The organism is Anabaena sp. UHCC 0253 (assembly GCF_009712085.1).
Lineage (GTDB): Bacteria > Cyanobacteriota > Cyanobacteriia > Cyanobacteriales > Nostocaceae > Dolichospermum.
Genome location: NZ_VILD01000022.1, coordinates 1 through 13,441, shown reverse-complemented (window position 1 = coordinate 13,441; position 13,441 = coordinate 1). Strand labels below are relative to the sequence as shown.

The window sequence follows — 13,441 nt, the reverse complement described above, 5'->3', positions numbered from 1 at the left end:
GAGCCGTTGATCAGCAAAGTCTCTTAAACTCAAATTCGCTTTGACAATGGGGCTATCGTTAGTTACAGCATCCGCTGCTGTTAAACCTGTGAGTTTTTCTTGCACTCTCGCAAATTGGGCAGCATTACCAGCATTTTGTAGCAAAAAGAAGCCGATTAATAAGTTCCATAAGTTAGCAAAGCTGCCCAATAATAGTAGAGGAATTAAACCAGAGGCGATCGCTAACCAACCAAAGATTTGACCAATTCGGCTGGCAACAACCACTCCTTTATAGGATTTACCAGTGATTTTCCAAACTATTGCTTTAAGTATATTACCCCCGTCCAAAGGTAAGCCAGGAATGAGGTTAAACAGAGCTAATGTCAAATTAACAGAAGCCAGTAGACCAAGGATAGCAGCCAACGGTCCAGATGCAGCAGTCGCAAAACCAACTGCGGTCGCTGTAGCGAATAGCATCAAACTAACTATGGGACCTGCAATAGCTACCCAAAAAGCTGCTCCTGGAGTTGGCGATTCTTTTTCTAAGCTTGCCAGTCCACCAAATATAAATAGTGTAATTGATTTAACATCAATTCCTTGTCGAATAGCGACAAAGCTGTGTCCTAATTCATGGGCGACAACTGAGCCAAATAACAACAGTGCCGTCATCAATCCTAGTACCAAAGGCAATCCCCCACCTAATTGGGGAAATTGTGCCGCTAGTCCACTGCTATAGCTCCAAGTTACCAAACCTAGAACTAAAAACCAGGACGGATGTATATAAAAAGGTATTCCAAAAAGGTTGCCAACCCGAATTGTGCTATTCATGGCGTTTACCTGTGACATGGGCATTGAGAAGTTTGTTGTTTCTCTCAATGCCCTTATCGTAACGAAATATTAAGTAAATTTAATTTTTGTAATGGTAGTGGTGTCCGTCCGTTCAGGTGTGGTTATGCGAATTTAGCCTTGAAAATACAGTTTTTACGGTGACTAACATCTTCTACCAATACAATTTGATGTATTTTTAATACTCACTAGTAATCTCTAGCCCTTGATTTAGCGATAAAATCCAAGAAAAGCAAGGTAGTATTATCGCGCATCTTTTTACATTACCTGGGCTTATACGGTGAAGTACCAGATATGAGCCACAGGCAAGGTTTACGCGATCGCAACAAATGAAAGATACACATTTTTATTTATTCTCGTAAAGCCTTGCTGTGTAAGGATTATAAAATGTGTTTCTTGAAAGGTAAGGGTGGGTGGGCAAAAAGCAACCCCACATTCAAGTGGGGTTGCTGTTTTCACTAATAGATACTTAAGATGCTTCAGCAAATCTAGCTGCACGTTGTTGTTTGTGAGCCTTGCGTCGTTCGCGTACTGCGTCCAAATCCTTTAATCCATAGAAACGTTTAGCGTAAGCTAACAGTTCATTGACGGGAGTATCAGCATAGTCCTGGCGAAACTCTGTGTTGTGTTCGTTCCAATCAAATTCTTCTTGATTAAACCGGGCTTTAGCAGCAAGTTCTCGTCCAGTTTCCTCTCGTAAAACTTCGAGTACCATTAATCGTACTTTATCTTGATATCCCATAACTTTTTCCAAAGCTTTGGTTTCTTGTTGATTACGTTTCCGTTTAATTGGATTTTCCTTACCTTGATATTCCATCGCTTTTTCTAAAACTTTAGTTTGTTGCTGATTACGTTTCATCGTATTGTCCTTTGATTAACGAATTACTTACTTGGATCTCACATAGATAGCATCGACAGATGCCTTCTGAATTAAGATTCACTTTTTGATTGCTGAAATTCAGTTGCAATTATTGTCTTCAATTCTGTTGATTGTATTAGCTACGCTCTCCAATAAAATGCCCCGAATTATTTGAATCGGGGCATAATAATTAATCTTCAACCTCTAAATCTTCGTCATCTTCATCCTGTTCAAAATCGTCATCTATCCAGTCATCTGAGTTATTACTTAAACCATTAAGTCCCTCCATGCGTTTAGAGCGAGCAGCTTTATGAGCAGCACGTCTATCTCGAATTTCATCCAGATTATTCAAGCCGTAAAGTTTGCGGGCATAATTCACCAATTCTTTCAATGGTGTGTTCAGATAATCGTTACGAAACTGTGTGTTATGTTTTTCCCAATCAAACTCTTGTTCATTAAATCGGGCAGTAGCTGCTAATTCTCTCCCCGATTCTTCCCGTAATACTTCAATTACCATCAAGTGGACTTTTTCCTGATAAGTAATTACTCGCTCTAAAGCTGGAATGTGTTTTTTAGGTTTAGAGGTTGTTTTAGTGGCTTTGCGAGTCTTCAGCATGAGAATTACTCCTTGATATTTTCTGTTTTTCTCATAGAAACCGCATCGAAAGATGCAATTCGCTGAAATTTCAATTCGTTGATTCTTTCCAAACTTTGTTTTACTAAATTTAGTTTTTTATAGGCATTCCTGTGAGCATCACTTGACAGATGATTTCTACTTCGTCATACAAGCTATAGCTTATAGGCATTCCTGTTAGCATAACTTGGCTGATGACTCCTATTTATTCATACAAGCTATGGGTTATAGGATAAATTTTTGTGCTTTTAATTACATGAAATCAAATGTTTTTAGTTTCTAATTAATTCCGCACTTAGACAACGACAATTGATAACTTTAAAAGTTTTTTTGAGGTATTCTAAAAAGTCATGATTCTGATTTTTCTGCATTATTTTGTTCAAATTAAATAAAAAATAACCTGTATTGTTGGTAGCAATACATGGTTATTTATAGTTACAATTCTGTCACTTGTTGAGAATCAATTACTCGTCATCGTCCTCATCGTCTTCATCTAAATCGTCATCTTCATCCAAGTCCTCATCGAGTTCATCGTCATCATCCTCATCTTCGTCCAAGTCCTCGTCAAGTTCGTTATCTAAATCATCCAGTTCTTCCTCTTCTTGTTCTTGGAATGAGTTGCGACGTTCTAGTGATGCCCGGTTGAATTCGACTAAATCAGCTATTGCTTGCTCCGGATCTTTGCTGATTGTGTCGTACAGCATACTCATGAAAATGGCAACTACTTCTGGTGCATATTTGAGAGCATCTGGTTGTCCAAACAATTTAGGAAATAATTTGCTGTTCCATTTCTGCCAATCAAACTTTTTATTACCGCCTTTCTTTTTGACTTGAGCAGCAATATCAAGTCCGAGTTTTTCACGGGCTGCATGACCGATTTTGGTAGAAATTCTGGAGTCTCGTAACTGTAATTTAATCCCATATTCTTTGAAGATTAAATTCCGCAATTCCTTCAATAAGGCTAATGCTTCCTGTTGTGGTGAAGCCTTTACTGCCTTAGATTTAGTTGCGGTAGCTGTGTTATTTGTTTTCTCTGATACTTTACCATTAGCTGTATGGCGAGTATTGCCGTTAGTACGAGTTTTGGCGATTGCCATTTAACAAACTCCTTTAAGAAAGTGAAATTTTCACCTCCTTGCCGCAATCGCGGCTTTCATCTCCATTTACTTCCAATTTCATGATTGAGATTCCAAATCTATCTTTGCTGTGACAACTATTTACACTTGCAAATATCCAAATAAACAAGCAGATTATTCTGGTGATATAGCAATCAGATTTGAGTTATTATAGCTGGCGAGGCGTAGCCATATTGAATGATAAAACAGGTAACAAAAGGCATTCACATTTTATTTAGAATTACTATAGCAATTCCCATTTAAGTGAGGTATGAGCAAAAAGAATTAACCGCAGATGGAAAAGGATGAGGGCAGATAAACACAGATAAATTTGTACTCCGTTAGACTAGGAAATGCTATATATGCTTATTCATACTCAATAAAGCAGTAAAAAAGTACAAAGTTAAACAGGAGCAACAAGAGCGAATACTGACGAATATATTTGCGTAATCTCCTCTTTGCTTCACTATAAAATCGAGCATTTAGAGAAAAATTGTAAGATGAGTGCCATGCTAACCGAATTTACCCTCGCCAACTTTAAAAGTTACAGTACAAGCGGAACTCTGAACAGTTCGGTAGGCTCACTGTCCCACCTGTCGAAGAGCCGATTGCCTCTAGGATCTTTGACTGTCCTCATAGGAGCTAATGCCGCAGGTAAAAGTAACGCCCTGGAAGGTTTGCGCTTTCTGTCATGGCTGGCACAAGGGCAAAAACTCTCCAGCATTCAATATGCGGTGAATAGCGCCGAGCGAGTTGTACGCGGTCGAGTCAATGATTTGTGTCATCGGGGAGAATCAAGTTTTACTATCGGTTGCCGTTTAGACTCAACAGAGTGGAACGAACTCAATATAACCCTCAATGTGCGTGATGGAGAACTGCATATCAGTAGCGAACGAATTGCTGACTCGACAAATCCAGTCCCGCTATATGAGCTAAATCAGCCTTCTGAAGGGATAAATACTGATGTTGGTGTCGCGTATAACAATTTTACCAAAGGAAAGAACAAGCCACGAATAACGTGTAGTGATCAAATGGCTATCTTTGTGCAATTAGACAGTCCTGCCCGTTTTGATGCCAAATATGAAAATTCCCAAAAGATAATTCCAGAGACAGTCCGCGAATATCAACGAGTCTTACAGAATATCCTGTTTTTAGATCCCGTTCCCGCCAAAATGCGCGAGTACAGCTTCAAATCTGATAAGCGATTACAAGAAGATGGTACTAATCTGTCCAGCGTTCTCTATCGCTTGTGGGAGAACCAACCCGAAAATCAACAGGCAATTCTCAACTTTATCCAGAGTTTACCAGAACAGGCTATAGATGGGCTAGATTTCCTTGTTGGTCCACGAGATGAAGTCATGGTGCGACTAGCGGAAACCTTTGGTAATAAACATCGCTATTGTGAAGCCGCATTGTTATCAGATGGCACTTTGCGGGTGTTAGCGATCGCAGCAGCTATGCTATCAGCAACTGAAGGAAGTTTGGTAGTTATCGAAGAAATTGACAACGGCGTTCATCCCAACCGTGCCAAGCATCTACTGTCTAGCATCCGAGATATCGCCGAGCGGCGTAAATTACGAGTGCTGCTTTCCACACACAACCCAGCCCTAATGGATGCTTTACCCGATGCTGCTTTAGGCGATGTAGTCTTTTGTTTCCGAGATCCAGAGGAAGGGAATCAAGGAAATAGTCGCCTGATCAGGCTTGGGGATATGTATGATTTCCCCAGTCTCATATCGCAAGGACCATTAGGACAACTGGTAACTGCTGGAGTAGTGGATAGGTTCGTTAAGTCACCGCACACACTTGAAGACAGAAAACAGCAAGCTCTGGCATGGCTGTCTCGTTTGCAGGAGTACGACAATGAGTAGTATTTGTCTGATTGATACCAGTATATTCCTGGAAATACTTAACGTTCCCAACTATAATCAACATAGAGCATCAGTTCTCGAAGATTTTCAGACCTATGCACAATCTGGCTGTACTTTTCTGTTGCCTATGGCGACGATACTCGAAACAGGCAACCATATTGCCCAAAACGGCGACGGCACAATGCGGAGGAAAACAGCCTTGCGTTTTGTTAAAGAAGTTAAAGAAGCATTTACAGGCGTAGCTCCCTGGCGAACTACTACATTCCCAAACACAACAGAGATAATGTTGTGGATTGATCAATTTCCTGATCTGGCAGGTAAAAACAAAGCCCCTGATAAACAAGAAGGAACAAGCTTTGGGGATCTCAGCATCATTGCAGAATTTAATAAATCGTGTAAACTTTTCCCCATGAGTGAAGTGTTTATTTGGTCGCTAGACAGAGATTTACAGAGCTATCATCAAACGCCAACATGAGCCAGTAGTAGACTAGCACTAGCAAAGGAGGCAGTATGGCAACAATTACCATTCGTAATATATCCGATGAGTTGCTTGAGCGCATTAAAAGCTTGGCGGCACAAAAGGGGATTTCGATGGAACAAGAAGTCCGCGATTTGTTGCAAAAACGTTATGGGCAACGGGATGAAGTGCTTGCTCGTATTCGTCAACGGGCGGAGGTATTACCGATGGAAGCAGAAAGTCGGGTGCAGTCTTGGAAGGGATGAAAAAATTGCAAGCAAGGCGGAAATAATTGTGTTTGTTAAGATTAAATTAACTGTGGCTGACGATAAAATATGATAAAAAGTATTCATGAAATTCGGGAAGTTTTATCACTACAAAAGCAATCTCTCGGTGAAATTTATCAAATTACAGAAATTGGGATCTTTGGTTCTTATGCTAGGGGAGAGGAAACGGAAGCAAGTGATATAGATATTTTGGTTGATTATGAAACAGCACCTACTTTTATAATGTTAGTGGAACTTAGGGATTATTTAAGTCAGTTGTTTGGCTTGCAGGTGGATGTTGTTACTAAGAACGGGCTTAAACCCCGGATTCGTGAGCGTGTTTTAGCTGAGGCAATTTATATATAATTTATATTACCGAAGAGCAAAAAATTATGCAAATTACTTTAGACATACCTGATGAAATGGCGCGAAATTTAGAATCTCGCAAGGAAGATTTACCCCAAATTTTGGCTTTAGGATTGCGAGAAATTAGTGCTAATCCGGCGACGGGTTTTTCTGGATTAACTGAAGTTTTAGAGTTTTTGGCAAAGTTACCGTCTCCTCAAGAAATTTTAACTCTCCGTCTTTCTCCTATGGTTCAGGCTGAAATTGAATCTCTTTTAGACAAAAATCGTCATCAAGGTTTAGATGAAAGCGATCTGTGTCTGTGGCAACATTATGAGTTTATTGAGCATTTGGTACGTCTTGCTAAGGCTCAAGCTTTGCTCAAGTTACAACAAAGTGCATGAGTAAAACTTATATTCCTACTAATTTTCGACAAATTGTATTTGAACGCGCTCAGGGGTGTTGTGAGTATTGTCTAATTCCAGAGATGTTAGTTTTGGCTACTCATCAGATTGATCATGTGATTGCAGAAAAACATGATGGTGCAACGGTGTTAGAAAATTTGGCACTGTCCTGTTCGTTATGTAATCAGGCTAAAGGTAGTGATATTGCTTCAATTGACCCAGAATCTGGTGAGACGGTGAGACTTTATCATCCGAGAAAGGATAATTGGGGTGAACATTTTTTGTTTGATGTAGAAAGCGGTATGATTCAGCCTTTAACGCCAATTGGGCGGGTGACTGTTAAGTTATTGCGGGTGAATCGTGTGGAGTATCTGCCTGTGCGTAAGATAATTGCTCAATTGGAATCAAATAAAAAACATAGTCTGCTGGATACTGATAATTGTCCATAAGGCTAAGGCATTAGTAATCAATTTGCTCTACAAGGGGAAAGGAAGTCATTCAAATCAAACTCATGAAGTTGACAGACTGGCCTGCTTTAGCTAACCAAAATACGGCAATTGTGGCTGTGGAATATCATACCCCTGATAGAATGCAGATTTTAGAGCAGTTTTACCATTGGGGTGAGGAGCAATCTTTGTCAGTCTTTCTCTGGAATCCCGGTTACTGCGAACTACAACAATTAATTCAGCATCAAGGTCAGTACATCTTACAGTCAAGTGATAGGGGTAAAAACCAGAATATTATTCAGTATCTTTTGTCAGACTATCAACCAGGTATTTATTTATTGGAGGGAGTGCTACAGGAAAAAGAAAGTAGCCAAATTAGTCAAAAACTTAGCTATCAATTACTGAATGCTTATCATCAAGCTTTGTGGAGTCAGCAAGATAATTATTGGGTATTACTAGAAACTTACGTTCAACTACCTCTAGAATTACAGCCCTTTATTCCTGTACTGTCTAATCCATTGCCAAACCAACAGCAGGTAGAACTGATTGTACAGCAGTTTTGTGATTGTTGTTCGCACTCGACTTTAGCCAATGGCTATCCTTACTCAAAAACAAATTCAACCAACCAAGCACTGCAATTGCTAATTCGTGCCTGTCAAGGTTTACCTAGAGGCGAGATAAATCTGCTACTGAAACAATGTTTAGGTTTTGCTTTGCAGCTTGAGGATATCGCCCAATTAGTTCTTGAGCATAAAATTAACAAATTAAAGGGACGGGGTTTAGAGTACATTGCTCAACCGGATATCCCTTCATCTGCGGGGTTAGATTTATTGGCAACAAGGTTAGAAACTATTACTTGTTTGCTGCAACCAGAAGCACAAACATATAATTTGCAGTTTCCCACAGGAATGTTGTTATGGGGACCACCAGGAACAGGTAAAAGTTTATCTGCCAAGTTAGCAGCCAAGAAAATGGGCTTGCCACTGTTAGCCGCTAATTGGGGTGTACTATTGGGTAGCCCTCATCCTGACAGAGCTTTAAAGGAATTTATCGGTTTGGTAACATCCCTTGCTCCCTGTGTTCTCTACTGGGATGACTTTGATAAGGGGTTCGCCGGCTGGGACTCGAATGCAGATGGAGGTGTAGCCCGGCGGTTGTCTGCGGGTTTGTTAACTTGGATGCAGGAACACGAAGAACCTGTTTATACGATTGCCACTATCAACCGTCTAGAAATGCTACCGGCGGAATTAGTGCGTCGTTTTGATGATATCTTTTTTGTAGATTTACCCCATGAGGGGGCAAGATACGAAGTTTTCAATTTGCATTTAGCTAAGTATTTTTCAGCTTTTTCAGGCAATGATTCACCTTGGAGTGATGAGCAATGGCGGAGGCTGTTGGCTGAGTATAGGATTTGCACTCCAGCCGAAATCGGTAATGCTGTGCGTCGTTGTGCTGAGAACGCTTTTGCTCAAGGTAGAGCAGGACAAATTGAGTTTGAGGATTTGTTAAGACAGCGATCGCAATTTACCCCAGCAATGGAGCGAGAATCAGAACAAATGCAAGCTATTCGCAATCAGGCTATTTATGCTCAACCTGTATCGAGTCAGGATATTTCACCGTTTGCTTATCAGCATCAGGAATTATTTGAGTAACCTGAATGTAGTCTTGAAAATTATGCCTAATGTCGTATTTTGAAATACGACATTTATGAAAATTCTCTATCTTCTTACAGTTGTCGAATTTTAAAATACGACAAAAAATTGATATATTAAAAGCAAGCGCGAGTAAAAATTTTATGAAACAGATAGTTATTGCACTTCTGGCTAACGCTGGTGGAGTAGGTAAGTCTACTATTAGTACACATCTTGCCTATGAAGTCAGTAAGCGGGGTTATAGAGTAGCTATGCTAGATTTAGACCCCCAACGTTCATTAGATGTATTTTGTGGTTTATCGCCAGCCGAAGCAAATTTAACAACAGTAGAATTATTTTCTAAAGATTTTAAAGGTGATTGGTCATTAGCACCAGTTTGGGATTCTAAAGTTGAAGTGTGCCAAGGACATCCCTTATTAGCAGAAATGGCTAATGAACTGGTCATCAGAAAACGGGGAGAATACAGTTTAGCGGACAAACTCAATAAATATCCATTACCTCATAACTTAATTATCTTGGACTGTCCAGCAACATTAGGGATGCTAAATGTCAATGCTTTAGCTGCGGCTACTCATGTATTAGTTCCAGTCCAATTAGAAATGAAAGCTATTTCTGGTTCAGCAGAGTTAGTAGAATGGTGTATTTCCACCAGTGACGAGTTACAACTTGAACCCCGACCACCAATTTTAGGGTTTGTTCCCAGTATGTATAACGGCGTAGTAGCTATGCACAGACAATATCTAGCACAGTTACCAGCAATTGCGGAGAGATTAGGAATCAAGTTATATCCCAAAATTCGGAGTTCTAACGAATTTAAAAATGCTAGTGCCTATGGTTTACCATTGCACAAGTATCGTCCCAAGCATCCAGCTTGTAAAGATTTTAAATTAGTTGTTGATGATGTCATTGCCTTAATTCAGGAAAAATATTGACACTTTCTTCGCTAAGGCTACACCTATAGCAGAAGTACCGTCACTGAGCAGTTCGACCCTTCGACAAGCTCACTGTAAGACTTGCCGATAGCGTGGCGTAAGCCATAGTGTCACTTATATCTCAGCCCTAAAGGGATGGTTCCTGAGCTTGTCGAAGGACTGAGTTTTACGCTTACCGAGTTATTCTATCAGGAGGTTTAGATGGCAAAAGGATTACCGCAAATAGGTGATAAATTTAAAGGGGCAGTCCAGAAAACAGATCAAGAACAGAAAATTACGGATTTGCAAGCTGAAGTAGAAAAACTACGAGCATTGCAATCACCAGAATTAGAAACGGAAATTAGCAAACTGCGGGAACAACTACAAACCCAAGTAGGTGACATTGCCGTTAATATCCATCTCATAGATCCTAATCCTAATCAACCAAGACAAACAATTACCCAAGAATCCATTCAGTCCAAAGCCAGATTACTAAAAAAACATGGGCAGATTACACCAGTAATTTTAGTTCCGCACAATCACGGTCGTTATCTACTTTTGGACGGGCAGTTACGGTGGTCAGGAGCGCAGGTCTTAGGGTGGGAGACTATTCGGGCATTAATCGTCCCACCACCAGATGATTTAGACCAATCATCGTTATTGACTTTTCTGGGGTTTGAAGATTTAAATCCACTAGATAAGGCAGAAGCCATATTTAAAGAGATTACTAAATCCACTGGATTAGAATTGGATGAAGTTACGACAAGTCTGGCAACTGTACTCAAGCGGATTGAACGTAATAATCAAATTAAGGAATTGACAAAATTATTAGTTGCTAATAGTGAAGAGCAACAAAAGGGTTTAGAAGCACTGGAAATTATTAATGAAGAGCAAGCTTTATTTTTAGTGTTTTTGGAGTTTGGCTTAAATCCTGCTTCTGTTAAATCCAATCTTTTACCAATGTTATCTTTGCCAGAAGATTTAAAAAAAGCCATTCGTGAAAAAGGATTGAAAGGCGCACACGCTTTAGCATTAGCAACATTGTCAGCAAAAACTCTGAAAATTTCAGAACAAGAAGCAGCTAAAGAACGAATCAAAGCCACAGAGCAGGTATTGAAGGAAAATTTAACTGTTCCTGAGACACGGGATTTAATTAAAGGCATTAAGGCTAGATATTTAACACCAGAGCCATCAGAATCGAAAGAAATCAAAGCAGTTCTTCAAAAAATTAGTAGTGGGTTATCTGAGACGACTTTAGCTAATGCTAGTCGTGAACAACTGCAATCTTTACAAGAAATCTTGGCACAGAAGTTAGATGAGATTGGTAAATTAATTGGGGATTGAGCCGAGATCCCTGCTTGGTATATGTTAACACTTTAATGATTCAAAAGGTTTTAGTAGAGTCTACTTAGATGAAGCGAATGATCAAGGAGGATTTTCGCGGGTTAACACCGTTATTTTGGTCACACGTTAATCCTTACGAAACTTTTCGGTTGGATATGAATGAGCGATTAGAACTTGATGTTGCTTCCTAAGTCAAAAATTTTGATGGAATCCAGTCTTCATAATGGTTTGAGCCTTCGCATGGCGGCTGGTGACAGCTTCCGCTACTTTCCCCCAATTACTCACCCAAATACGGAAAAACTCCGTATTAAATCTTTTTTTTGTGATATTCTATATTTGGAAGGTTGAAGAGAATGTACAAAGTTGGGTTTAGAGCTACATTTGCACAAATATATACAAAAATAAATGTGAAATCAAATGAAAGCACCTAAACTAACTAAACGTACTTCTCTTATTCTTACTTCCACTATTACTTGTTTTACTTGCTTGAATTTTCATGTCCGTGTAGTTGAAACCAGTCATCTTGATACGGTATCAAGGACTGTTGATATAAATCTCAATCTTGGGAGTCAACCACTACTACGTAAGTTCAAGTAAGTTTAATTAAATTTTATTCTTACTCTTAGTTGTCAGTTTAGCAACTAAGAGTTTTATTTACCCAAGTAAACTCTTAGCTCTATCACACCCAATTGATTCAACGGGCGTTAATGGGTTAGATACGAAAACACAAGCATTCTACCCAACAGTTTTTTACAATATTCTTGGGTAGGCAAAAAGCAAATATAGTGATATTAGTCCTCAAGTCCCATACTCGCTCGTACTCTTTTAGCTATTTCTTTATCCTCTTTTAAATCTTCTCTTCTCCATTCTGCGTATTCTTCCCATTTTTTATAAATATTACCTATTTCCTCAAGCATTTTTTCTTCTGCTTTTAAAACATCACTGTATAATTGTGTTTGAAAATTTCCTGCTATGCTGCTGGATAAACCAGGATGTCCAGCCTTTTTTAGTAATTCTATCGCTCTATTAATTTCATCGTTGGTAAGACCTATTTTATTTGACATACACGGTTTTTTGATAATAGTTTTGTATTTGACAGGACTTGTCTATTCCTAAGTATATCCTGTATTATATAAATTTTGTCAAAAATAAATGCTTTAGCTTAAATCCGTACAACAAAGCACAAGCTCATACTTACAATTGTATCTTTCTCTGAGTAATGTTAATTATTGTGTGCTGATTTCTGCTATTGAGAATCTGGTATAGAAAAGTCATATTTTCAACTCCAAGCCTATGCAGAATCTCCGCTCAATACCTAAACGGCAAACACCCAGGATTATCCTCTGCCCATGCAGTAGCTTCTGCTACTAGCAATTCGTGACCCGAATCTAGGTAAAATTGCATCTTGAACGTCTTCTCCAGGTGTTGGCGCTCTTGACCACCAATGAGTCGCCCTGAAATCAGGCAGTATTCCCGCACCTTTTTTCTGGCATGACTTACTGCCATTAATTTCAGTTTTGTTACCCGCTTGAGTTCCTCGATTCTTAAGTCCTCATCAGCAGTAGAATCATCAACAGAGGTATTTTCTTGCCCATAATTAACACCTCGGAGTACAGGTTTTGGTATTTCAGTATCCGGTATCAAATTATCAACAGAGCCACTTATCCACCCATTATTACCACCTTGAAGCAGTGGTTCTCCTGAAACTGGATCTAGCTGTGTCCCATTCCCAACAAACGCGCTCGGTAACCCGTTGTTAGCAACTTCCTGTGCAGGTTCTGGTGTTACCATAGCTGGTGTACCATCCTCAACAGAATCTATTTGCCCCCCGTTATTGCCATTTGGGGCTAGTGTTTCTGGTAAAACAGCGGATTCTATCAAATCACCAGTTAAAGCAATTTCCTGCCCATTATTAGCGGTGTGGAGTGAATGTTCTGCTGTCTCTTCTGCTCTAGAAACAACTACACCCAGTTCAACTACACCCAGTCGGGTGTCCGCCATTGATAAGTTTTCTTTATCGCTTTTTGGCGAGTCGCTGCCAATCGAAGAAGATAAGAAATCCTGATGAATAGAAACTTGATTTAAATGCAAAACAATCGGTTTAACTGTTGACTCTAATTGATTATTGAATTGAGTTAAATCGGTTTCAGAACTATTAAGAGAATTTATGAATTCAAGATTTTCTGGAGACTGAATTACTTCTGATTGGTTTAATTCCTGTTGATTTGATTCCTGCTGACAAACTTGAACTTCGAGATCACAATCCTGAACTTCTAGCTTTTCCTTTTTCTCCTGTTGTTCAATAATCTCTC

At 39.5% G+C, this 13,441-nt stretch carries 15 protein-coding genes and 1 pseudogene; 10 read left to right on the top strand and 6 right to left on the bottom strand.

The genetic code is table 11. The annotated features are described in order from the left end of the window. The 4 genes from FJR38_RS27400 to FJR38_RS27385 all read right to left on the bottom strand — a co-directional run. A partial coding sequence (locus FJR38_RS27400; RefSeq protein ID WP_168540770.1) for a site-2 protease family protein occupies window positions 1–807 on the bottom strand: 807 nt, incomplete at its 3' end. A gap of 487 nt (window positions 808–1,294) precedes the next feature. Then, a complete protein-coding gene (locus FJR38_RS27395) occupies window positions 1,295–1,684 on the bottom strand; it encodes a hypothetical protein (protein WP_168540766.1) in 390 nt (129 codons plus the stop codon). Window positions 1,685–1,874: 190 nt separating this feature from the next. Continuing rightward, window positions 1,875–2,300, bottom strand: coding sequence for a hypothetical protein (locus FJR38_RS27390; RefSeq protein ID WP_168540764.1), 426 nt, complete (start codon window positions 2,298–2,300; stop codon window positions 1,875–1,877). 482 nt (window positions 2,301–2,782) lie between these two features. After that, window positions 2,783–3,415, bottom strand: coding sequence for a primosomal protein (locus FJR38_RS27385; protein WP_168540744.1), 633 nt, complete (start codon window positions 3,413–3,415; stop codon window positions 2,783–2,785). 518 nt (window positions 3,416–3,933) lie between these two features. Between FJR38_RS27385 and FJR38_RS27380 the strand changes: the two genes are divergently transcribed. The 10 genes from FJR38_RS27380 (at window position 3,934) to FJR38_RS28935 (ending at window position 11,320) form a co-directional block, all read left to right on the top strand. Then, window positions 3,934–5,304 (top strand): AAA family ATPase, encoded by a 1,371-nt coding sequence (locus FJR38_RS27380; RefSeq protein ID WP_217360074.1) that lies wholly within the window; start codon window positions 3,934–3,936, stop codon window positions 5,302–5,304. Next, complete coding sequence (locus tag FJR38_RS27375) at window positions 5,297–5,779, top strand: hypothetical protein (protein WP_168540762.1); 483 nt, start codon at window positions 5,297–5,299, stop codon at window positions 5,777–5,779. Before FJR38_RS27380 ends, FJR38_RS27375 begins: the two co-directional genes overlap by 8 nt. 35 nt (window positions 5,780–5,814) lie before the next feature. Next, complete coding sequence (locus tag FJR38_RS27370; RefSeq protein ID WP_168540760.1) at window positions 5,815–6,027, top strand: hypothetical protein; 213 nt, start codon at window positions 5,815–5,817, stop codon at window positions 6,025–6,027. Window positions 6,028–6,096: 69 nt separating this feature from the next. Next, window positions 6,097–6,393 (top strand): nucleotidyltransferase family protein, encoded by a 297-nt coding sequence (locus tag FJR38_RS27365; protein WP_168540758.1) that lies wholly within the window; start codon window positions 6,097–6,099, stop codon window positions 6,391–6,393. Window positions 6,394–6,419: 26 nt separating this feature from the next. Continuing rightward, window positions 6,420–6,776 (top strand): hypothetical protein, encoded by a 357-nt coding sequence (locus tag FJR38_RS27360; protein WP_168540756.1) that lies wholly within the window; start codon window positions 6,420–6,422, stop codon window positions 6,774–6,776. Continuing rightward, the gene (locus tag FJR38_RS27355; protein ID WP_168540754.1) at window positions 6,773–7,225 is read left to right on the top strand and encodes an HNH endonuclease; all 453 of its coding nucleotides are present in this window, start codon (window positions 6,773–6,775) and stop codon (window positions 7,223–7,225) included. The genes FJR38_RS27360 and FJR38_RS27355 overlap by 4 nt, the downstream gene beginning before the upstream one ends. Before the next feature lie 62 nt (window positions 7,226–7,287). Then, window positions 7,288–8,874: an ATP-binding protein gene (locus tag FJR38_RS27350; RefSeq protein ID WP_168540752.1), complete on the top strand. Its 1,587-nt coding sequence runs from the start codon at window positions 7,288–7,290 to the stop codon at window positions 8,872–8,874. A 143-nt stretch (window positions 8,875–9,017) separates the two neighbouring features. After that, window positions 9,018–9,806 (top strand): ParA family protein, encoded by a 789-nt coding sequence (locus FJR38_RS27345; protein WP_168540750.1) that lies wholly within the window; start codon window positions 9,018–9,020, stop codon window positions 9,804–9,806. Window positions 9,807–10,007: 201 nt separating this feature from the next. Continuing rightward, window positions 10,008–11,129, top strand: coding sequence for a ParB/RepB/Spo0J family partition protein (locus FJR38_RS27340; protein WP_168540748.1), 1,122 nt, complete (start codon window positions 10,008–10,010; stop codon window positions 11,127–11,129). A gap of 68 nt (window positions 11,130–11,197) precedes the next feature. Next, the gene (locus tag FJR38_RS28935) at window positions 11,198–11,320 is read left to right on the top strand and encodes a hypothetical protein (RefSeq protein ID WP_371418308.1); all 123 of its coding nucleotides are present in this window, start codon (window positions 11,198–11,200) and stop codon (window positions 11,318–11,320) included. Window positions 11,321–11,920: 600 nt separating this feature from the next. On the opposite strand, the gene FJR38_RS27335 is transcribed toward FJR38_RS28935, so the two are convergent. Then, window positions 11,921–12,193 carry a hypothetical protein gene (locus FJR38_RS27335; RefSeq protein WP_168540746.1) on the bottom strand — a complete coding sequence of 91 codons (273 nt, stop codon included), beginning with the start codon at window positions 12,191–12,193 and terminating at the stop codon, window positions 11,921–11,923. Between the two features lie 244 nt (window positions 12,194–12,437). Continuing rightward, a pseudogene (locus FJR38_RS27330) lies at window positions 12,438–13,441 on the bottom strand (hypothetical protein); the annotation flags it as partial.